The sequence below is a fragment of the Pseudomonas sp. R3-18-08 genome (assembly GCF_003852065.1).
GTDB lineage: Bacteria > Pseudomonadota > Gammaproteobacteria > Pseudomonadales > Pseudomonadaceae > Aquipseudomonas.
Genome location: NZ_CP027729.1, coordinates 1,669,227 through 1,689,921, shown reverse-complemented (window position 1 = coordinate 1,689,921; position 20,695 = coordinate 1,669,227). Strand labels below are relative to the sequence as shown.

Annotated in this window: 19 protein-coding genes; 9 read left to right on the top strand and 10 right to left on the bottom strand. The window is 61.0% G+C overall.

The genetic code is table 11. The features are described from left to right. Positions 1-144: 144 nt before the first annotated feature. On the bottom strand, positions 145-627 hold the full coding sequence (gene rssC, locus C4J92_RS07710) for an anti-sigma factor antagonist RssC (RefSeq protein ID WP_003172602.1): 483 nt from the start codon (positions 625-627) through the stop codon (positions 145-147). Then, positions 627-1,808, bottom strand: coding sequence for a two-component system response regulator RssB (gene rssB, locus C4J92_RS07705; protein WP_124403434.1), 1,182 nt, complete (start codon positions 1,806-1,808; stop codon positions 627-629). Before rssB ends, rssC begins: the two co-directional genes overlap by 1 nt. Positions 1,809-2,084: 276 nt before the next feature. Here rssB and C4J92_RS07695 point away from each other — a divergent pair, with 276 nt between their 5' ends. Next, complete coding sequence (locus tag C4J92_RS07695) at positions 2,085-2,381, top strand: PilZ domain-containing protein (protein WP_124403432.1); 297 nt, start codon at positions 2,085-2,087, stop codon at positions 2,379-2,381. A 62-nt stretch (positions 2,382-2,443) separates the two neighbouring features. On the opposite strand, the gene C4J92_RS07690 is transcribed toward C4J92_RS07695, so the two are convergent. Then, a complete protein-coding gene (locus tag C4J92_RS07690; RefSeq protein WP_057722960.1) occupies positions 2,444-3,133 on the bottom strand; it encodes a VacJ family lipoprotein in 690 nt (229 codons plus the stop codon). 196 nt (positions 3,134-3,329) lie between these two features. Here C4J92_RS07690 and C4J92_RS07685 point away from each other — a divergent pair, with 196 nt between their 5' ends. Both C4J92_RS07685 and C4J92_RS07680 read left to right on the top strand, forming a co-directional pair. Next, positions 3,330-3,938, top strand: a complete 609-nt coding sequence (locus C4J92_RS07685; RefSeq protein ID WP_124366287.1) for an HAD family phosphatase — start codon at positions 3,330-3,332, stop codon at positions 3,936-3,938. A gap of 110 nt (positions 3,939-4,048) precedes the next feature. After that, positions 4,049-4,315 carry a DUF4404 family protein gene (locus C4J92_RS07680; RefSeq protein WP_124361814.1) on the top strand — a complete coding sequence of 89 codons (267 nt, stop codon included), beginning with the start codon at positions 4,049-4,051 and terminating at the stop codon, positions 4,313-4,315. 138 nt (positions 4,316-4,453) lie between these two features. On the opposite strand, the gene queF is transcribed toward C4J92_RS07680, so the two are convergent. Beyond that, entirely contained in the window at positions 4,454-5,284 is an 831-nt protein-coding gene (gene queF, locus C4J92_RS07675) for an NADPH-dependent 7-cyano-7-deazaguanine reductase QueF (RefSeq protein WP_124403431.1), read from the bottom strand. A 66-nt stretch (positions 5,285-5,350) separates the two neighbouring features. Then, positions 5,351-5,863, bottom strand: coding sequence for a plastocyanin/azurin family copper-binding protein (locus C4J92_RS07670; RefSeq protein WP_124403430.1), 513 nt, complete (start codon positions 5,861-5,863; stop codon positions 5,351-5,353). Between the two features lie 269 nt (positions 5,864-6,132). Between C4J92_RS07670 and C4J92_RS07665 the strand changes: the two genes are divergently transcribed. After that, positions 6,133-6,813: a heavy metal response regulator transcription factor gene (locus C4J92_RS07665; RefSeq protein WP_124403429.1), complete on the top strand. Its 681-nt coding sequence runs from the start codon at positions 6,133-6,135 to the stop codon at positions 6,811-6,813. Continuing rightward, positions 6,810-8,225: a heavy metal sensor histidine kinase gene (locus tag C4J92_RS07660; protein ID WP_305955735.1), complete on the top strand. Its 1,416-nt coding sequence runs from the start codon at positions 6,810-6,812 to the stop codon at positions 8,223-8,225. The genes C4J92_RS07665 and C4J92_RS07660 overlap by 4 nt, the downstream gene beginning before the upstream one ends. Positions 8,226-8,272: 47 nt before the next feature. Here C4J92_RS07660 and C4J92_RS07655 read toward each other — a convergent pair whose 3' ends face one another. The 3 genes from C4J92_RS07655 to C4J92_RS07645 are packed head-to-tail and all read right to left on the bottom strand — an operon-like array spanning position 8,273 to position 11,519. Then, a complete protein-coding gene (locus tag C4J92_RS07655) occupies positions 8,273-9,517 on the bottom strand; it encodes a lipoprotein-releasing ABC transporter permease subunit (RefSeq protein WP_124403428.1) in 1,245 nt (414 codons plus the stop codon). A 60-nt stretch (positions 9,518-9,577) separates the two neighbouring features. Then, complete coding sequence (lolD, locus tag C4J92_RS07650; protein ID WP_164484517.1) at positions 9,578-10,261, bottom strand: lipoprotein-releasing ABC transporter ATP-binding protein LolD; 684 nt, start codon at positions 10,259-10,261, stop codon at positions 9,578-9,580. Positions 10,262-10,268: 7 nt separating this feature from the next. Then, on the bottom strand, positions 10,269-11,519 hold the full coding sequence (locus C4J92_RS07645; protein ID WP_124403427.1) for a lipoprotein-releasing ABC transporter permease subunit: 1,251 nt from the start codon (positions 11,517-11,519) through the stop codon (positions 10,269-10,271). Positions 11,520-11,613: 94 nt separating this feature from the next. On the opposite strand from C4J92_RS07645, the gene C4J92_RS07640 reads away from it, so the two are divergent. Both C4J92_RS07640 and C4J92_RS07635 read left to right on the top strand, forming a co-directional pair. After that, a complete protein-coding gene (locus C4J92_RS07640; RefSeq protein WP_124403426.1) occupies positions 11,614-12,192 on the top strand; it encodes a PilZ domain-containing protein in 579 nt (192 codons plus the stop codon). Positions 12,193-12,236: 44 nt separating this feature from the next. Then, positions 12,237-12,959: a glycerophosphodiester phosphodiesterase family protein gene (locus C4J92_RS07635; RefSeq protein WP_124361806.1), complete on the top strand. Its 723-nt coding sequence runs from the start codon at positions 12,237-12,239 to the stop codon at positions 12,957-12,959. Positions 12,960-13,001: 42 nt separating this feature from the next. Here C4J92_RS07635 and sthA read toward each other — a convergent pair whose 3' ends face one another. Both sthA and C4J92_RS07625 read right to left on the bottom strand, forming a co-directional pair. Continuing rightward, complete coding sequence (sthA, locus tag C4J92_RS07630) at positions 13,002-14,396, bottom strand: Si-specific NAD(P)(+) transhydrogenase (protein WP_003189670.1); 1,395 nt, start codon at positions 14,394-14,396, stop codon at positions 13,002-13,004. 462 nt (positions 14,397-14,858) lie between these two features. Next, a complete protein-coding gene (locus tag C4J92_RS07625; protein WP_124403425.1) occupies positions 14,859-16,322 on the bottom strand; it encodes a glyceraldehyde-3-phosphate dehydrogenase in 1,464 nt (487 codons plus the stop codon). Positions 16,323-16,662: 340 nt separating this feature from the next. Between C4J92_RS07625 and mfd the strand changes: the two genes are divergently transcribed. Both mfd and C4J92_RS07615 read left to right on the top strand, forming a co-directional pair. After that, positions 16,663-20,112 carry a transcription-repair coupling factor gene (mfd, locus tag C4J92_RS07620; RefSeq protein WP_124403424.1) on the top strand — a complete coding sequence of 1,150 codons (3,450 nt, stop codon included), beginning with the start codon at positions 16,663-16,665 and terminating at the stop codon, positions 20,110-20,112. 11 nt (positions 20,113-20,123) lie between these two features. Continuing rightward, positions 20,124-20,690: a CsiV family protein gene (locus C4J92_RS07615; RefSeq protein ID WP_124403423.1), complete on the top strand. Its 567-nt coding sequence runs from the start codon at positions 20,124-20,126 to the stop codon at positions 20,688-20,690. Positions 20,691-20,695 lie beyond the last annotated feature (5 nt).

Genomic DNA, 20,695 nt, shown 5'->3' with positions numbered 1-20,695 from the left:
CAGGTTTCAAGCCTGTCGCAGGTCAAACTGTGGGAGGGGGCTTGCTCCCGATGGCAGAGTGTCAGTCAGCTTATTTATAACTGACACATCGCTATCGGGGGCAAGCCCCCTCCCACATTGGAATGTGTTTCGACAGGAAAGCCGTCAGTGGCGTTCCAGAGCGTTGACGAGGTCGTGGAAGGCTTCGCGGTTGGACTCGTTCAAGCCCATCAGGATCTTGTGCGCTTCCAGCACCTTGACCCGTACGACTTCCTCGGACTGATCCTGTGAAGGCAGGTCGGTCAGGCATTCCGGGCAGGGGATCGGGCGGTCAACGATGTTGAACACCTGGTCAAAGCCCATGGATTGCAACAGCCGGGTGATGTCTTCGTGGGTGGTGACGACGGTCGGTAACAGGCCGACCTTCTGCCGAGACAGAATGGACAACTTGGCCAGCAGGCCCAGGGTGGTGCTATCGATGCTGCGGGTTTCGGTCAGATCGATCACGATCGCCGAGAAGTTCAGCGCTGTGAAGATCCGCTCAATCGTCGCATCCAGCGCCGAACACAAGGTCAGGCGCACTTCACCGACAAACTTCAGGACGAAGGTCCCGTCTTGCTCGGCGAATTGGATTCTTCCGGTACTCATCAAAGATTCCTGCTCAACACCAATAGGGCGATATCATCCGGCATCTCCCCTAGCGTGGCCAATCCAAAAACCTGCCGCAGACCATCCAGGCTGCCGCTCGCCGACTTGACCTTTTGGGGCAAGGCGGCTTCTTTCTCTTTGAGTGTAGGCTCTGGAAGAAGGTCCAGGATACCGTCGGACATCAGCGTCAGGCTGAAAGTCGGCGGCAGTTCCAGGATGTGGTCTTCGTAGGTGGCTTCATTGAACAAGCCCACCGGCAGGCCACGCCCTTCCAGGTAACGCACACTGTCAGGAGTGTATAGAACCGGCATCGGCAGGTGACCGCCAATGCTGTAGGTCAAAAGACCGGTTTCTTCATCGATCACGCCGCCGACCATCGTCACGTGCTTGCCCAGCTTACAGCTGATCAGGCCCCGGTTGATGTGGCCCAGCACCTCGGAGGGGGTGAACTCGGGCAAGGTACCGTTGCGCTTGGACTCGAACAGCAACCGCGTCGTCATGAACTTCAACAACACGGTGACGAACGCTGAGGACGCACCGTGGCCGGACACGTCGGCCAGGTAGAACGCCACACGCCGCTCATCCACTCGGAAATAGTCGACGAAATCACCCGACAGGTACAACGACGGGATGATCTGGTGGGCAAACTTGAATTCGTCAATGGTCCACGGGCTGACCGGCAGCATGTTCATCTGCACCTGGCGACCGGCGTTCTGGTCTTCCTGGAGCAGGTTCAGGCTGGCTTCGAGCTCGCGGTTGGCGGTCTCGAGTTTTTCGCGGTAGCGCTGGTTTTCCAGCAACAGCCGGGCACGGTCCAGGGCGCGGCGCACCGAGTGCTCCAGCACGGCCAGGTCTTCCAGGGGCTTGATCAGGTAATCGGCGGCGCCCAGGCGCAGGGCTTCAACGGCGTCATTCATGACCCCGGCACCGGACACGACAATCACCGGCGTCTGCGGAGCACGCTCGGTCACCTGACGAATCAGCTCGAGGCCGCCCATTTGGGGCATGCGCAAGTCGCAGATCACGAGGTCGGGCTTGTCGCGCTCGAATACCTGGAGACCCTGTTGGCCGTTGCCGGCCTGCAGGACGCTGAAGCCACTGTCTTCCAAATAGGCCGCGAGACTCGCGCGCACTACTTCGTCGTCATCGATTATCAGCAGCGTGGCACTGGTTTTTTGCATGTGGGCAAACGGCGCCAGAATTAGGTTGGCGTAGGCGGCGCGGCAATGGCCGTGCTCACGTACTGGATTCGCTTTCTAGCCTCTCTGTCCTACAAAGCATTGGGATTTCGCCCATGCACAACGGTAAAGCAGAGGTGCCCTTCTAAGGCGCAGACGGTACTCCCATCCGTGAGGGGTTTCAAGCTCATGCCGATGGTCGCCGGGCGTCTTTACATCGCAAATCACCCGGAGTTATAAGAACGCTCACCACCACAACGCAAAGTAAGGATGGACGCTGTGAGCGAACACGAGCGCGACTACGCCGAAAAACGTGACTTCATCCGCATGCGTGTGGATGCCGATGTGTCTTTGATCCACGCCGGCCAGGAGATTGAAGGGGTGTGCCTGGACCTGTCCAGCTCCGGCATGCAGGTGCAGGCCCCTCGCCAGTTCAGCGTGGGCGACCGGCTGACGGTGCGCATCGATTCAGAGCACGCCGCACTCAAGGGCCTTGAGGCCGATACAGAGGTGGTGTGGACCAAGGCTGCCGGCGATGAGCAGCACCTGGGCCTCAGAATCCTGAAAATGCGCTGATATGCGCCCACGAAAAAGGCGACCGTTCAAAGGTCGCCTTTTTCATTTCAAAACGTCTCAGCTTAAAAGTCGTCGACGACCTTGCCGTCCTTGACCTTGAACTCACGGTTCTGCAGGTAGGCGTTTCGGATAAAGGTGTACTTGTCGCCGCTGATCAGCTTTTCGCTGTCGAGCAGGCTGGCACGGGTGTCGACCACGTTCAGGCCGAAGGTGCTGTTGCGCCAGCCGATATCGTTCATGTAACGGTACGGTTGGGTGTAGCTGTCCACGTATTTGGACGGCGCATCGCGCAAGGTGCTTGGGCCCAGCAACGGGATCATCACGTAAGGGCCGCTGCCGACGCCCCAGTAGCCGAGGGTCTGGCCGAAGTCTTCATCACTGCGCTGCAGCCCCATTTTGGTGCCGACATCGATGAAGCCCAGTACGCCGAATGTGGTGTTGACCAACAGGCGAGCCGTGTCGACGCCAGCATTGTGAGGCTTGAGCTGCAGGACGTTGTTGGCCAGGTTGCCGACATCGCCGATGTTGCGGAAGAAGTTGTGAACGCCGTCCTGCACGAATTGCGGGGTGACGAACTGATAGCCTTGGGCGATTGGCTTGAGCGCGTAGGTGTCAACGGTGTCGTTGAAGGTGAAGATCGGGCGGTTGACGCTTTCCCATGGATCGTCTTCGGTCGCTGCTTGGGCGGCGAACGGTGCCAACAGGACGGTGGCACACACCGATAGCTGAGCGAAGTACTGGCTCCAGCGCATAGCTTTTGCTCCTTGAATAGTCTGTCATGGGCGCTATGCCCTGAATAAGGCCGTCAGTATATGACGGAAGTGTCGATTTAGGCACTCGCAAGGAAACGACTTTCATGATTTGGACAAAATTCCTACAAATACCCACCTGTGTCATCCACTTGTCATGCCATCCCGATAGCGTTGTAACTATTTCAGGGACGTTCAGATGCCGCATGCCGAGATAGCCGTCACCACTGCCCCCGCGTTGACTGCCGTGTTGTTTGGTTTGAGTGGCTGCCTGGTGGATTTCGGTTCCCAGGCGCGCAGCGACTCCCCTTCCCCCGATTCCCAGACCACACCCGGGGCCCTGAAAATTCTGCGCAGCCTGAAGGAACAAGGCGTGCCCTGCGCCTGGCTGGATGAATTGCCGCCCTCGATCACTACGCCATTGGCCGCCACCCTGCCCGCCTGGCTCAAGGCCGCCTCGCCCTCCGCCATCCGTTGGCCGGCGCCCCATGCCTGCTGGCAGGCCTTGATGGAGCTGAATATCACACGTCTGGACGGTTGCGTGCTGGTCAGCGGCGAGCCGCGACTGCTGCAATCAGGCCTGAATGCCGGCTTGTGGACCATCGGCCTGGCCTCCTGCGGCTCCCTATGCGGCGTCGCGCCACAGCAGTGGCAAGCACTGAGCGACAAGGAACGCGAGCACAAGCGCGGCAAGGCCACCGTGGCGCTCTATGGATTAGGCGTGCACTCAGTGATTGATCACCTCGGTGAACTCGGCACCTGCCTGGCCGACATCCGCCTGCGCCGGCTCAAAGGCGAGAAGCCCTGACAAGGATCATGCACGGTTGGCCGCAGTGGATTAATCTACAGAGCAGTTCGTAGACCTTTCCCGGCGTGCCGCGGTCTATGCCAGTGACTATCGATAAAAGGAAGAACGTCATGCCTGATCGCGAGAAGTTACAACAGCAGGCCGATATCGTGCGCAAACAGCTGGAAGATCATCCAGAGTTGCCCGCTGAAAAACGTGAAGCCCTTGAAGAGCTGATTGCCAAATTCGACGTGCAGCTACAACTGGAGCCGGCCACCCAGACCCCCAGCATCGCTGACGATGTAAACCGGGCAGTGGAAGGTTTTGAACTGGACCATCCGGGCATTGCCGGGACCCTGCGCAACATCGTGATAACGCTGGGCAACATCGGCATCTAAGCTGCCCGCCAGCCAAGCACCGATCCAAAATGTGGGAGGGGGCTTGCTCCCGATAGCGGAGTGTTAGTCACAGCACCTGTGTCTGACACTCTGCAATCGGGAGCAAGCCCCCTCCCACATTGGGTATGGTGTGCAGGCTTACTGGCGCGCCAGGCGTACGTTCTGGAACGCCACCTCTTCGGTGCTGCGATACGGGTTGATATCCAACCCACCCCGCCGCACATACCGCGCATACACGGTCAACTTCTCCGGTTTGAGCAAGCGCTGCAGGTCCAGGAAGATGCGTTCCACGCACTGTTCATGGAAGTCCGAGTGCTGGCGAAAGCTCACCAGGTATTCCAGCAGGCTGGCGTGATCCAGCGCCGCGCCACGATACTCCACCACTACGCTGCCCCAATCGGGCTGGCTGGTGACTGGGCAGTTGGATTTGAGCAGGTGGCTGTGCACGCTCTCCTCCACCACCCGCGAATCGTCACAGCGCAACAGTTCCGGACGCGGATGCTCGTAACTGCTGACGTTGATATCCAGATCATCGATGCACACACCCGGCAACGCCATCACACCCTCAGCCTCGATCTCGGCCAGGCTGCGAATGCGCACGCTCACCGGTTTGCCGGCGGCGGCACTGAGGTCGGCGCGCAAGGTGGCTTCCAGGCTCGGCGTATCGGCAAACGCGGTCTGGTTCAACGAGTTGAGGTACAGCTTGAAGGACTTGGACTCGATGATGTTCGGCGAGTCGGCCGGGATGCTGAACTCACCGATGGCCACCACCGGTTTACCGGACGGCAGCAACCAGGACAGTTCGAAGCAGTTCCAGAAATCCACGCCCTTGTAAGGCAGGGTCTCGGCGCTCAGGCCCAGCTCGGCCCACTTGGCGGCGCGAGGGATCGGGAACAGCAACGAAGGGGTGTAAGTGGAGATGTATTCACTGGACTTGCCCAGCGGCGAATGTTCGGCTGCGGGATGCATGGCGGAAACCTGGCTAAATAAACCGCACAAGTCTACCAGCCTTTGCCCACGCCCTTAAGGAACGCCTTACTCAACGGTCAGTTTGCCGACCATGCCCGCCTGGTAATGCCCGGGAAGATTGCAGGCGAACTCAAGGTCAGTGGCTTTGGAGAACTTCCAGGTCAGCTCGGCGGTTTTGCCGGGCTCGACCAGCACACTGTTGGGATCATCGTGCTTCATCGCGCCATGGTCCATTTTACTGTGATCCATTTCTCCCATACCGGTGGCCGTAAGCATGCCGCTGGCCTGCATCTGTAACATTTCCTTCTGGTGTTCGGCGTGCATGGCCGCGTCGCCGAGGTTGAACTCATGCAGCAACCGGCCTTTATTGACCAGCACAAAGCGCACCGTCTCACCGGCCTTGACGTCGAGGGACTTGGGCGAAAAGGAAATGTCCTGCAAGGTCACTTCAACCGTGCGTGTGGCAGTGTCCGCTGCGGCCGGCTGGCCGAAAGCATAGGTGTGGGCCCCATCGGCCAGGGCATCGAAACTCAGCGCCAACAGGCAGCCCGCCAGGGACACAGGTATACGCAACGCCATCTTTGACTCTCCAAATGGGTGACTCGCTTGGCCAGCACTTTAAGATGGCCTCGCTGCCAGCCAACTGACTGCTAGATTACAACTTTGTCAGCTTGCGCCCATACCCTGAAACCCACGGTATAAAGCCCGATGTTTTTTTGTAGGAGCGAGCTTGCTCGCGAAGGGCTTAAGCACAACACGTTAAGCCAGACAGCCCACGTTATCGTTGGCGTTTTTCGCGAGCAAGCTCGCTCCTACATAGCCCTGTACCCAACTACCAAGAGCCCTGAATGAAGCTGCTGATTGTCGAAGACCAACCGAAAACCGGCCACTATCTGCGCCAGGGCCTGGCCGAAGCCGGGTTCACCACCGAACTGGTGGCCGACGGTATCAGCGGGCAGCACCAGGCGCTGACTGGCGACTATGACTTATTGATCCTCGATGTGATGCTACCCGGTCGCGACGGCTGGCAAATCCTGCAAGCGGTGCGCAGTGCCGGCCTGGACATTCCGGTGTTGTTCCTGACCGCGCGCGACGCGGTGGCGGATCGCGTGCACGGCCTGGAGCTGGGCGCCGACGATTACCTGGTCAAGCCCTTCGCCTTTTCCGAACTGCTCGCCCGCGTACGCAGCCTGTTACGGCGCGGCGGCAGTGCACCGCAGGAAACCAGCCTGCAACTGGCCGACCTGCGCCTGGACCTGATCCGTCGCCGCGTCGAGCGCAGCGGCCAGCGTATCGACCTCACCGCCAAGGAGTTCGCCCTGCTCGAGCTGCTGCTGCGCCGCCAGGGCGAAGTGCTGCCCAAGTCGCTGATCGCCTCGCAGGTGTGGGATATGAATTTCGACAGCGACACTAACATCATCGAAGTGGCGATCCGCCGCCTGCGCCTGAAAGTCGACGACGCCTTTCCCAACAAGCTGATTCACACTGTACGCGGCATGGGCTATGTACTCGAGGAGCGCTTCATTTGATCAAGCGCTTGTCCCTCGCCAGCCGCCTGGCGCTGCTGTTTGCCGCCTGCACCGCCGTGGTCTCGCTGCTGGCCGGCGTGCTGTTCAACCATGCCAGCGAGGCGCACTTCATCGAGCTGGACCAGCAGCAATTGGACAGCAAACTCGTGGCGCTGCGCAGCACGTTGCAGGGGGTCGACTCGCCGCACGCCTTCGCCCAGCGCGAACCCCAACTGCGTGCCGACCTCAGCCATCAACCCGACCTCGCCTTGCGCATCACGGCGGCCGGCCAGCGCTGGCTTGACGATGCGCCGGGCGTGGCGTTGCCCGAGGCCCCTGGCCTGCATAGCGTGCAAAATGCAGGCACCGCCTATCGCGTGTATAACGCGCCCTTGAGCCCTGGCCAACCCGGCTCGGCGCAATTGACCCTGATACTCGACATCACCCACCACCAGCATTTCCTGCAACGCATGCAGCGCTTGATCTGGCTGACCGTCGGCCTGTCGGCCCTGGCCACCGCCCTGCTCGGCGCCTGGGCGGCGCGCAGCGGGTTGCGGCCATTGCGGCGCATGGCTGAAGTCGCCGCCGGCGTGTCCGCGCAATCCCTGACGCAACGCTTGCCGCAACAGCAAATGCCAGCAGAACTGGCGGAGCTGGCCCAGACCTTCAATGCCATGCTGGGCCGCCTGGACGACGCGTTCCAGCGCCTCTCGGCCTTCTCCGCCGATATCGCCCACGAGTTGCGCACACCGCTGTCGAACCTGCTGACCCAGACCCAGGTGATCCTGACCCAGCCGCGCCCTTTGGAGGACTACCGCGAAGCGCTGCACAGCAACCTGGAAGAACTGCAGTGGATGGCGCAGCTGGTGAACGACATGTTGTACCTGGCCAAGGCCGATCACGGTTTGCTGGTGCCCAAGCGCGAGCCTTTGGCGCTGGCCGATGAAGTGGAGGCGTTGTTGGAGTTTTTTGCGTTGCTGGCCGAAGACGCCCACGTCAGCCTGGTGCGAGAAGGTACAGCCCACACGATGGGGGATCGCGGTATGTTGCGTCGGGCGCTGTCGAACCTGCTCGATAACGCGCTGCGATTTACGCCAGTGGGCGGCGAAGTGCGGGTACGCATGGTGGACGGCGTGACACTCACGATTGAGAACACTGGGGAAGGCATTCCAGCGCAGTTGTTACCGCGGTTGTTCGATCGGTTCTACCGGGCCGACCCGGCGCGCCATGAAGGCAGCAGCGAACACGCGGGGCTGGGGTTGGCGATTACCCAGTCGATAGTGCGGGCGCATGGGGGGCGGATTTTTTGTGAGTCCGGGGTGGGGTGGACACGGTTTGTGATCGAGTTACCCCAGGGGGGATTGATGCAGGCTGGGCCGGTCTATCGGGAGCAAGCCCCCTCCCACAGTGGTCCTCATTTGCAGGAAGAATGAGGTCAAAATGTGGGAGGGGGCTTGCCCCCCGATAGCGGTCTCAAATATTACGAATATCTCAGCGCATGCGCCGGCTCGATCTTCGCCGCCCGATACGCCGGGTAAATGGTCGCCAGAAAGCTCAACACAAACCCCGCCGAGCAAATCAGCAACACATCCCCACCTTGCAGTTCGGACGGCAGGTTGCTGACGAAGTACACATCCGAGCTGAAGATATGTTGCCCGCTCACCCGCTCCAGCCAGCCCACCAGTTCGCTCACGTTCAGCGCCGCAATCACCCCCAGCACGCCGCCGATCAGGGTGCCGACGACGCCGATCACCGTGCCCTGCACCATGAAGATCGCCATGATCTGGCGGGGCGTGGCGCCGATGGTGCGCAGGATCGCGATGTCCGCACCCTTGTCGTTCACCACCATGATCAAGGTGGCGATGATGTTGAACGCGGCCACCGCGACGATCATCAGCAAAAGCAGGCCGATCATGGTCTTTTCCATTTTCATCGCGCTGAACAGGCTGCCCTGGGTGTGGGTCCAGTCGTCCGCCTTATACGCCGCGCCGAGGCTGGCGGCGATATCGGCCGAGACCTTGGGCGCCGCGTACAGGTCCGTCACCGCCAGGCGTACGCTCTGCACCTGGTTGGGTTGCCAATGCTGGATTTCGGCCGCGTCGGCCTTGTTGATCAAGGCCATGGAGCCGTCCAGCTCGGCGCCCACCTTGAAGATACCCACCACGTTCAAACGCTGCATGCGCGGGGTGATCCCTCCCGGCGCGGTGCTGATTTCCGGGACGATCAAGGTCAGTTTGTCGCCCACGTTCAGGCGAAAGCGGCGCGCGGTGATGTCGCCAATCACCACGCCGAACTCGCCGGCTTTCAAGTCTTCCAGTTTGCCGCGCACGATATGCTGGGCCACGATCGACACCTTGCCTTCCTGGGCCGGGTCGACGCCGTTGATCTCAATCGGCTGCATCGCACCCTTGTAGGAGAACATACCGTCCATCTGGGTGAACGGTACCGCTGCCGTGACCTGGGGGTTCTTCATTGCAGCAGCAGCCACCGGCCGCCAGTCATCGATCGGGTTCACCCCCACGATGGTGGCGTGGGGCACCATGCCGAGGATGCGCGAGCTCATTTCGCGCTGGAAGCCGTTCATCACCGAAAGCACCACGATCATCGCCAACACGCCGAGGGCGAGGCCGATCATCGAGGTCATCGAGATAAACGAGACAAAACGGTTGCGGCGCTTGGCGCGGGTATAGCGCGTGCCGATGAAAATCGATAACGGTCTGAACATTCGCGGGCACCGTTGAAAAAATGAAAAAGCCCGGTTTCAAAAAAACGGGCTTGCAACAGGTCAGATAGCGACCAGATGACCTTCCTGCAAGTGCAGTACTCGGTCCATCTGGCGGGCCATGCTCATGTCATGGGTCACCACCAGGAACGCGGTGCGCATCTGGGTGCTCAATTCCAGCATCAAGTCCTTGATGCCCTGGGCCGTGTGGGAATCGAGGTTACCGGTGGGCTCATCGAGCATCACCAGCCCTGGGTTGTTCACCAGGGCACGGGCGATTGCCACGCGCTGGCGCTCGCCGCCGGACAGCTCGGCCGGTTTGTGCTCCAGGCGATGGCCGAGGCCGACGCGCTCCAGCAAGGCCGTGGCACGCTGGCGCGCCTCCGGGATCGCGGTCTTGCCGATCAACAGCGGCATGCACACGTTTTCCAGGGCGGTGAATTCCGGCAACAGGTGGTGGAATTGATACACGAAACCCAGCGAACGGTTGCGCAGTTGGCCGCGGGCCTTTTCATTCAAGGCGGACAGCTCTTCACCGGCCAGCCACACGCTGCCCTGGGACGGCGTATCGAGGCCGCCCAATAAGTTGAGCAAGGTACTTTTGCCGGAACCGGAACTGCCGACGATCGCCACGCGCTCGCCCGGATGGAGTTCAAGCTGCAGGTTGGCCAGCACCACCACGGATTCCGGGCCTTCCTCGTAGGATTTGCCCAGGTTGCGGCAGCTCAGGATTGCTTTTTCACTCATGCCCGATTCACTCATAACGTAATGCCTGTGCTGGCTGGGTACGTGCCGCGCGCCAGGCTGGATACAGGGTGGCAAGGAAACTCAGGACCAACGCGGCGCCGCCCACCATCAACACGTCCTGGGCCTGAACCTGGGACGGCAGGTAGTCGATGAAGTAGACATCGGCGTTGAGAAACTTGTGGCCGAGCACTTTTTCAAGCAAGGCGATGGCGGCGCTGACATTCAGTGCGGCCAGAATCCCCAAGGCGGTGCCGATCAGGGTGCCGACCACGCCGATCACCGTGCCTTGCACCATGAAGATCGCCATGATCTGCCCCGGCGTGGCGCCGAGGGTGCGCAGGATGGCGATGTCACCCTTCTTGTCATTCACCACCATTACCAGCGTGGAGATGATGTTGAAGGCGGCCACGGCGACGATCAGCAGCAACAACAGGCCAATCATGGCTTTTTCCATGCGGATGGCCTGGTACAGGTTGCCGTGGGTGCGGGTCCAGTCGCGGGCGTAATACTGCGATTCGCCCAGATGCTGGGCGATTTCCCAGGCGCCGCGCGGTGCCTCGAACAGGTCGTTGAACTTCAGGCGCAGGCCCTGCACCTGGTCCGGCTGCCAGCGATGCAGGCGCGCCAGGTCAGTGAGGTTGGTTAAGCCGAGGTAGCCGTCGATCTCGCCGGCGCCGACGTGGAAGGTGCCGACCACGGTAAAGCGCTTCATGCGCGGGAACATGCCGGCCGGGGTCACGGTGACCTCCGGCGCGACGAAGGTCAGCTTGTCGCCGACGCCCACACCGAGCTTGGCAGCGGCCTTGTCGCCGATGACGATGCCGAAGCTGCCGGGCGCCAGATCGTCGAGTTTGCCCTGCAACATGAACTTATCGATGATCGAGACATGGCGCTCCTGGGCCGGGTCGACGGCATTGAGCAGGATTTTCTGCACCTTGCCGTCATTGGTCAGCAGACCCTGCATCTGGGTAAACGGCGCAACGGCCAGCACCTTGGGGTTCTGCTTGACCTTGGCGGCCAGGCTTTGCCAGTCACTGATGGGCGCGTCGCCCTCGATGGTCGCGTGGGGCACCATGCCCAGCACGCGGGTGCGCATCTCATGATCGAAGCCGTTCATCACCGACAGCACCACAATCATCACGACCACGCCCAGGGCGAGACCGATCATCGAGGTCAGGGAAATGAACGACACAAAATGATTGCGACGCTTTGCACGGGTGTAACGCGTGCCAATAAATACGAAGAGAGGTCTGAACATGTCGGGGCTTGTTCGGAGGAAAAGAAGACGTCCCGGTGGCGGGGTCTGGTCAGCAGCTTTACACTCAGACCATTACCGTTACCTGGGGTTCGCCATGTCGACATTAGATGAAGAAGAGCGCCGCGAATACTACCGTATCGACGACATGATCGCACTCCAAATCAAACCCCTGTCGGCACCCGACGCGGCGAGCAAGGAAGTGTTGCTGGATGATTCGCCGCTGTTCAATCTGCTCAGTGAACTGCACCTCAGCGAATTCGAGGCCCAGCACCTGCTGCGCCAGATCAACGAAAAAGACCGCAGCCTGGCGGCGTTCCTCAAAGTGCAGAACAAACGCCTGGACCTGCTCAGCCAGGTCATGGCTCGCGGCCTGCTCGGTGAGGTGGGCGCGCCGCAGCCGGTGATCATTTCCGAAGGCGGCATCGACTTCCAGCACCCTGTGGCGCTGGCCCCGGACACGCACCTGGCGGTCAAGCTGGTGCTGATGCCGCAGGCCCTCGGCCTGTTGCTGCGCGCGCGGGTCACCCGTTGCGATCCCAACGGCGAGCGCTTTGACGTAGGCACGGAGTTCGAATCCATGACCGATGCCCAACGCCAGCTGCTGGCGCGCTACATCCTGCAGAAACAGGCGCAGGAACGTCGCCTGGCGCGAGAACAAAGCGACGAACTCTGAATGCGTATTCACGTCGCCAGCGAGTCTGGCGCAAAGGAGCAATTGTGACCCTGATTTACGGCCATCGCGGTGCCAAAGGCGAAGCACCGGAAAACACCCTGACCAGCTTTCAGGAATGCCTCAAACACGGCGTGCGCCGCTGCGAACTAGATCTGCACCTGTCCATGGACGGCGAGCTGATGGTCATCCACGACCCGACCCTCAAGCGCACCACTGACCGACGCGGCAAAGTCGTCGAGTATTCGGCGGCGGACCTGGTGAAGATGGACGCACGCAAAGGCGGCCCAGGCTGGGTCAACCCATGCCCGATCCCGCGCCTGGAAGAGTTGTTCGAACAGTGCGACTTCGATCACTGGCAACTGGAAGTCAAAAGCGCTTCGCGCACTCGTGCCGCGACCACCGTGCTGGCGATCCGCGAGATGGCCGTGCGTTTTGGCCTGATGGACAAGGTCACGGTAACTTCAAGTTCACGGGAAGTGTTGAAAGCGGCGGTTGACCTCACCCCAGACCTGTCACGCGGGCTGGTGGCCGAATACGCCTGGCTCGACCCGTTGAAGGTCGCGCAGAACTACGGTTGTGAGTTCCTGGCATTGAACTGGACGTTGTGCACCCCCGAGCGGCTGGAAAAAGCCCAGCGCCAGGGCCTGCACGTATCCGTTTGGACAGTCAACGAACCTGCGCTGATGCGCAGGCTCGCCGACTTCGGCGTAGATAGCCTGATTACAGACTTTCCCGGTTTGGCCACTGCCACCCTCGGGAATTACTGAAATCGGTCTCCCCGGCCGGCTCAGGCCACCGGCCGGAGCCGCTCAAAAAAGCCGGTTGAGGCCGTCGTAGGCCGCTACCCGATAGGCTTCAGCCATGGTCGGGTAGTTGAACGTGGTGTTCACAAAATACTTCAGGGTATTTTGCTCGCCGGGCTGGTTCATGATTGCCTGGCCGATGTGCACGATCTCCGACGCCTGATAGCCGAAGCAATGCACGCCGAGCACTTCCAGGGTCTCGCGGTGGAACAGAATCTTCAGCATGCCTTGCGGCTCACCGGCGATCTGTGCACGCGCCATGCTCTTGAAGAACGCCTTGCCCACTTCGTAAGGCACCTTGGCCTTGGTCAGTTCGTGCTCGTTCTTGCCGATCGAGCTGATCTCGGGAATGGTGTAGATCCCGGTCGGCACGTCGTTCACGTAGCGCCAGCTGCCGTTGTCGACAATGCTGCCGGCGGCTGAACGGCCCTGGTCATGGGCGGCGCTGGCCAGGCTTGGCCAGCCGATCACGTCACCGGCGCCGTAGATGTTCGGCACGCAGGTGCGGTAGTTTTCGTCCACCTCGATCTGGCCACGGCTGTTGACCTTGACCCCGATGTTTTCCATGCCCAGCTTGTCGGTGTTGCCGGTACGCCCGTTGCACCAGAGCAAGGCGTCGGCCTTGATCTTCTTGCCGGACTTGAGGTGCAGGATTACGCCGTTGTCCAGGCCTTCGACGCGCTCGTACTCTTCGTTGTGGCGCACGGTGATGTTGTTGTTGCTGAAGTGGTAGCTCAACGCCTGGGAAATTTCCGAGTCGAGGAAGCTCAGCAACTGGTCGCGGTTGTCTACCAGTTCCACCAACACACCCAGGCCGCTGAAGATCGAGGCGTATTCGCAGCCGATCACCCCGGCGCCGTAGATGATCAGTTTGCGCGGGGTGTGGCCCAGGCTGAGGATGGTGTCGCTATCGTAGATACGCGGGTGGTGAAAATCGATGTCCGCCGGGCGATACGGGCGCGAACCGGTGGCGATGATGATGTGCTTGGCCACCAGCTTCTCGACCACGCCGTTGGCGCAGACCACTTCGACGGTTTGCTCGTCGGCGAAGCTGCCGGTGCCGAAGAACAGATCGACGCGATTACGGGCGTAGTAGCCGGTACGCGAAGCGACTTGCTTGGAGATGACCTTTTCAGCGCTCTTCAACACGTCCGGGAACGAAAACCAGCGCGGCTCGCCGATGGCCCGGAACATCGGGTTGGTGTTGAACTGCATGATCTGGCGCACGGAGTGACGCAACGCCTTGGACGGGATGGTACCCAGGTGGGTGCAGTTACCGCCGACCTGGCGACGGCTATCGACCATCGCCACCTTGCGCCCTGCTTTGGCAGCGTTCATCGCCGCGCCTTCTCCAGCCGGGCCGGAACCCAGTACCACCACGTCGTAGTTGTAGACAGCCATGCGTACTCCTCAGAACAGGCCAGGCGTACGGTTGGACGCCTGGCTAAATCATGCCGCGGCCAGCGGGCATGAAGGACAATTTGGCTCAAGTGTGTGAACCGGGGCACAGTCTATATAAGGCTCAACGCCGCGCACATTAACCCTTGGTCGCGTCATAGGCCAGTCTTGCCATACTAACAGGCCGCTAATCAGCGTCGATTTCGGGATGAGCATTATGCGGCAAATTTTTTTTAGGGCGGATGCTGTCGGCTTGGCGAGTGGTTGGAATGAAAGAGGGTGTCAGGTGTTGAGGTTGTGGCTGAACTACTGCTATCGGGGGCAAGCCCCCTCCCACATTTGAATGTATTCACAAATCAATTGTGGGAGGGGGCTTGCCCCCGATGAGGCCCTCAACCACACCACAAAACCACAGGCATAAAAAAGCCCCGAACCAGTCGGAGCTTTTTCATTTACCGCTGATGCTTAGCGCGGAAACGCCGGCGGGTTAACCCCAGCCATGTCTTCCATCACGCGAACCACCTGGCAGCTGTAGCCGAACTCGTTGTCGTACCACACGTACAGCACAACGCGGTTGTCCTGGCTGATGGTCGCTTCGGCGTCCACCACACCGGCGTGGCGCGAGCCGACGAAGTCGGTGGACACCACTTCCTGGGAGTTGACGAAGTCGATTTGCTTATGCAGATCGGAGTGCAACGCCATGTAGCGCAGGTACTCGTTCATCTCTTCACGGGTGGCGGCTTTCTCAAGGTTCAGGTTGAGAATGGCCATCGACACGTTTGGCGTCGGCACACGGATCGCGTTACCGGTCAGCTTGCCGGCCAGTTCAGGCAGGGCCTTGGCGGCAGCGGTGGCAGCACCGGTCTCGGTGATGACCATGTTCAGCGCGGCGCTGCGGCCACGGCGGTCGCCTTTGTGGAAGTTGTCGATCAGGTTCTGGTCGTTGGTGTACGAGTGAACGGTTTCGACGTGGCCGTTGACGATACCGAACTTGTCGTTCACTGCCTTGAGCACCGGCACGATGGCGTTGGTGGTGCAGGAAGCGGCGGACACGATCTTGTCGTCAGCGGTGATTTCAGTGTGGTTGATGCCGTGCACGATGTTCTTCAGCTTGCCCTTGCCAGGCGCGGTCAGCACGACACGGTCAACACCCGGGCAGGCCAGGTGCTGGCCCAGGCCCTCGGCATCACGCCATACGCCGGTGTTGTCCACCAGCAGGGCGTCCTTGATGCCGTACTGGGTGTAATCCACCTCGGACGGGTTCTTCGCGTAGATCACCTGGATCAGGTTACCGTTGGCGGTGATGGTGTTGTTTCCTTCGTCGATGACGATGGTGCCGTTGAACGGACCGTGTACCGAATCGCGGCGCAACAGGCTGGCGCGCTTGGTCAGGTCGTTCTCGGCACCTTTGCGCACCACGATGGCGCGCAGGCGCAGGCCGTCGCCGCCGCCGGTTTTTTCGATCAGGATGCGCGCCAGCAGACGGCCGATACGACCGAAGCCGTACAGCACAACGTCGGTGCCTTTGCGGGCAGCGGCGTTTTGCTGGCCGACCACGTCGGCCATTTCTTCACGCACGAACTGCTCGGCATTGCGGCCGGCGCCTTCTTTACGGAATTTGTACGCCAACTTGCCCAGGTCCACCGACGCCGCGCCGAGCTTTAGCTCGCTCATGGCCTTGAGCAGTGGGAATGTTTCGTGGACGGAGAGTTCGCTGTCGTCGGCGGAACGGTGACGCGCAAAGCGGTGAGCCTTGAGAATCGCGATGACGGACTGATTGATCAGGCTGCGGCCATAGATCGAGCTCACCACATTGTTATTGCGGTACAGCTGGCCGATAAGCGGGATCATCGCTTCTGCGAGTGCTTCACGGTCGATCCATTCACCAAGACACTGGTCGGGCTTCTGAGTCACGGGAACCTTCCACATGTAGGGGCAGAAAAAAGGGGCTACATTATGTCGCCCGACTGCCCGTTGAGCAATGCGCGACAGGCAACAAAAACCCCTTGCAAAAAAATACCACCCCGCTACAGCCCAGGAAATACGCGGGTTCCAGAAGGCCACTAGTTTGCCGAGTAGCTCGACTTGTCCGTAACCCTCCTAAACATTCGCGTATTTTGGCACTACATATTAAGTCAAAACCGACGATTGTTTGTCTTAGCCACTACATTTCCAACAAACCGTAATAGGCACAGTCAGCAACTGACAGGCGGCACCTCTGGCCGCTACAATTACCGACTTTGTCGCAACGCTTGGAGCTCAACCTTCCGTGCCCGTTCTGCGTCTACCGCTACTCCCTGCCGCGGCAGGTAAACAGCACTGGGGCAACCTGCCCGGTGCCGCCCTGAGCCTGGCCATTGCCGAGGCTGCCAGCGCAGCCAAGCGCTTTACCCTGCTGCTCACCGCCGACAGCCAAAGCGCCGAGCGGTTGGAGCAGGAGCTGAGCTTCTTCGCCCCCGATTTGCCGGTGCTGCATTTTCCCGACTGGGAAACCCTGCCCTACGACCTGTTCTCGCCGCACCAGGACATCATTTCCCAGCGCATCGCCAGCCTGTACCGTTTGCCGGAACTGGCTCACGGCGTGCTGGTGGTGCCGATCACCACTGCCCTGCATCGCCTGGCGCCGACCAAATTCCTGCTGGGCAGCAGCCTGGTGCTGGATGTCGGCCAGAAACTCGACGTGGAGCAGATGCGCACGCGCCTGGAGGCCACCGGCTACCGCTATGTCGACACGGTGTACGAACACGGCGAATTCACCGTACGCGGTGCTTTGATCGACCTGTTCCCGATGGGCAGCAAGCTGCCGTATCGCATCGACCTGTTCGATGACGAAATCGAGACCCTGCGCACCTTCGACCCGGAAAACCAGCGTTCCATCGACAAGGTCGAGTCGATCAAACTGCTGCCGGCGCGGGAATTCCCGCTGCAAAAAGATGCGGTCACGCGCTTCAAGGCACGCTTTCGCGAGCGCTTCGACGTGGACTTCCGCCGCTGCCCGATCTTCCAGGACCTGAGCAGCGGGATTACACCGGCCGGTATCGAGTACTACCTGCCGCTGTTCTTCGACGAAACCTCCACCCTCTTCGACTACCTGCCCCAGGACACCCAGGTGTTCTCGCTGCCGGGCATCGAGCAGGCCGCAGAAAACTTCTGGAACGATGTGCGCAACCGCTATGAAGAGCGCCGCGTCGACCCGTCCCGGCCGTTATTACCGCCTGCCGAACTGTTCCTGCCGGTGGAAGACTGCTTCGCCCGCCTGAAAAACTGGCCACGCGTGGTCGCCAGCCAGCAGGATGTGGACGCCGGCGGCGGCCGCGAGCGTTTCCCGGCCGGCACGCTGCCGGACCTGGCGATCCAGGCCAAAGCCACGCAACCGCTCGAAGCGCTGTCCAACTTCCTCGGCGACTTCCCCGGCCGCGTGCTGTTTACCGCCGAATCCGCCGGACGTCGCGAAGTCCTGCTGGAGCTGCTCGAACGCCTCAAGCTGCGCCCGAAGACCGTCGATAGCTGGCCGGATTTCGTAAAAAGCAAAGAGCGCCTGGCGATCACCATCGCGCCTCTGGACGAAGGCTTGTTGCTGGACGACCCGGCTCTGGCGCTGATCGCCGAAAGCCCGTTGTTCGGCCAGCGCGTGATGCAGCGTCGTCGCCGTGAAAAACGCGCCGACGCCAACAATGACGCGGTGATCAAGAACCTCACCGAGTTGCGTGAAGGCGCGCCGGTGGTGCACATCGACCACGGTGTGGGCCGCTACCTCGGCTTGCAGACCCTGGAAATCGACAACCAGGCCGCCGAATTCCTCACCATGGAATACGCCGAGGGCGCCAAGCTCTACGTGCCGGTGGCCAGCCTGCACTTGATCGCGCGCTACACCGGCAGCGATGACGCCCTGGCGCCGTTGCACCGCCTGGGCTCGGAGACCTGGCAGAAAGCCAAGCGCAAGGCCGCCGAACAGGTGCGCGACGTCGCCGCCGAACTGCTCGACATCTACGCACGCCGTGCGGCCCGCGAAGGCTATGCGTTCGCCGACCCGAAAGCCGATTACGCCACCTTCAGCGCCGGCTTCGCCTTCGAAGAAACTCCCGACCAGCAAACCACCATCGACGCCGTGCGCGCCGACATGCTCGCGCCCAAGCCGATGGACCGCCTGGTGTGTGGCGACGTCGGCTTCGGCAAGACCGAAGTGGCGATGCGCGCGGCCTTTATTGCGGTGCATGGCGGCAAGCAGGTGGCGATCCTGGTGCCAACTACCCTGCTCGCCCAGCAGCACTACAACAGCTTCCGCGACCGCTTTGCCGACTGGCCGGTGAGCGTGGAGGTGATGAGCCGCTTCAAGTCCGCCAAGGAAGTGAATGCCGCCATCGCCGACCTCGCCGAAGGCAAGATCGACATCGTGATCGGCACGCACAAACTGCTCTCGGACGATGTGAAGATCAAAAACCTGGGCCTGGTCATCATCGACGAAGAGCACCGCTTCGGCGTGCGCCAGAAAGAACAGCTCAAGGCCCTGCGCAGCGAAGTCGACATCCTCACCCTCACCGCCACGCCGATTCCGCGTACGTTGAACATGGCGGTGTCGGGCATGCGCGACCTGTCGATCATCGCCACGCCACCGGCACGCCGTCTGTCGGTACGCACCTTCGTGATGGAGCAGAACAAAAGCACGGTCAAGGAGGCGCTGCTGCGCGAATTGCTGCGCGGTGGCCAGGTGTATTACCTGCACAACGATGTGAAGACCATCGAAAAGTGCGCCGCCGACCTCGCCGAACTGGTGCCGGAAGCCCGTATCGCCATCGGCCATGGGCAGATGCGTGAGCGCGAACTCGAGCAGGTGATGAGCGACTTCTACCACAAGCGCTTCAACGTGCTGATCGCCTCGACCATCATCGAGACCGGTATCGACGTCCCCAGCGCCAACACCATTATCATCGAACGCGCCGACAAGTTCGGCCTGGCCCAACTGCATCAACTGCGCGGCCGGGTCGGGCGCAGTCACCACCAGGCCTATGCCTACCTGTTGACGCCACCGCGCCAACAGATCACGTCCGACGCGGAAAAACGCCTGGAAGCCATCGCCAACACCCAGGACCTCGGCGCCGGCTTCGTGCTGGCCACCAACGACCTGGAAATTCGCGGCGCCGGCGAATTGCTCGGCGACGGCCAGAGCGGGCAGATCCAGGCCGTGGGCTTCACCCTTTATATGGAAATGCTTGAGCGCGCGGTGAAAGCCATTCGCAAGGGCGAACAGCCGAACCTCGACCAACCGTTGGGCGGTGGCCCGGAAATCAACCTGCGCTTGCCGGCGTTGATCCCCGAAGCCTACCTGCCGGATGTGCACGCGCGGCTGATCCTGTACAAGCGCATCGCTTCGGCCACCGACGAAGAAGGCCTGAAGGACCTGCAGGTAGAAATGATCGACCGCTTCGGCCTGTTGCCGGAACCGACCAAGAACCTGGTGCGCCTGACCCTGCTCAAATTGCAGGCCGAACAGTTGGGCATCAAGAAAGTCGACGCGGGGCCGCAAGGCGGGCGTATCGAATTCGAAGCGCAAACGCCGGTGGACCCGCTGGTGCTGATCAAGCTGATCCAGGGCCAGCCCAACCGCTACAAGTTCGAAGGGGCTACGCTGTTCAAGTTCATGGTGCCGATGGAACGCGCCGAAGAACGCTTCAATACCCTGGAGGCGCTGTTTGAGCGCCTCATTCCGAAATCTGCTTGAAGGACGCCTCCATGCGCGTGTTCCGCATTCTGAGCCTGCTGTTGTTGGTATTCGCGCCTTCGGCCTTTGCCGACAGCCCCTACCAGGTGGAGATGATCCTGGTGCGCCAGAATGCAGAGCCAGTGATCAACAGCCGCGCCGCGCCGGAAAACTGGGATGGCGGTGCGCAGCGCCTGGGCGAGCGAATGAGCCCGCCGCGCCTGGGCAATATCGTCGAGAAACTGCGCGCCGATTCCAACTACACCGTGCTTGCGCACAAGGCCTGGGAACAGAGCCTCGGCGAACAGCCAGTGAAGATCGCGATCACCGACGGCCAGGAGCAATTCGGCCAATTTCCTATCGAGGGCGTGCTGAACCTGCAACTGGGTCGCTTCACTGATATCGACGCCGACTTCTGGATCAACCAGTTCGACAGCAACGGCAGCGTGATCGCCAGCGAACACCTGAGTCAGAAAGACGTGCGCACCAAGAACAACCAGCTCAATTACCTGGATGGCGGCCACCTGGCGCTGCTGATCAAGATCACTTCGCTGACCGCCAAGCCCCCCAGCGCACCACCGCCCGACATGCAGGACTGATCCCG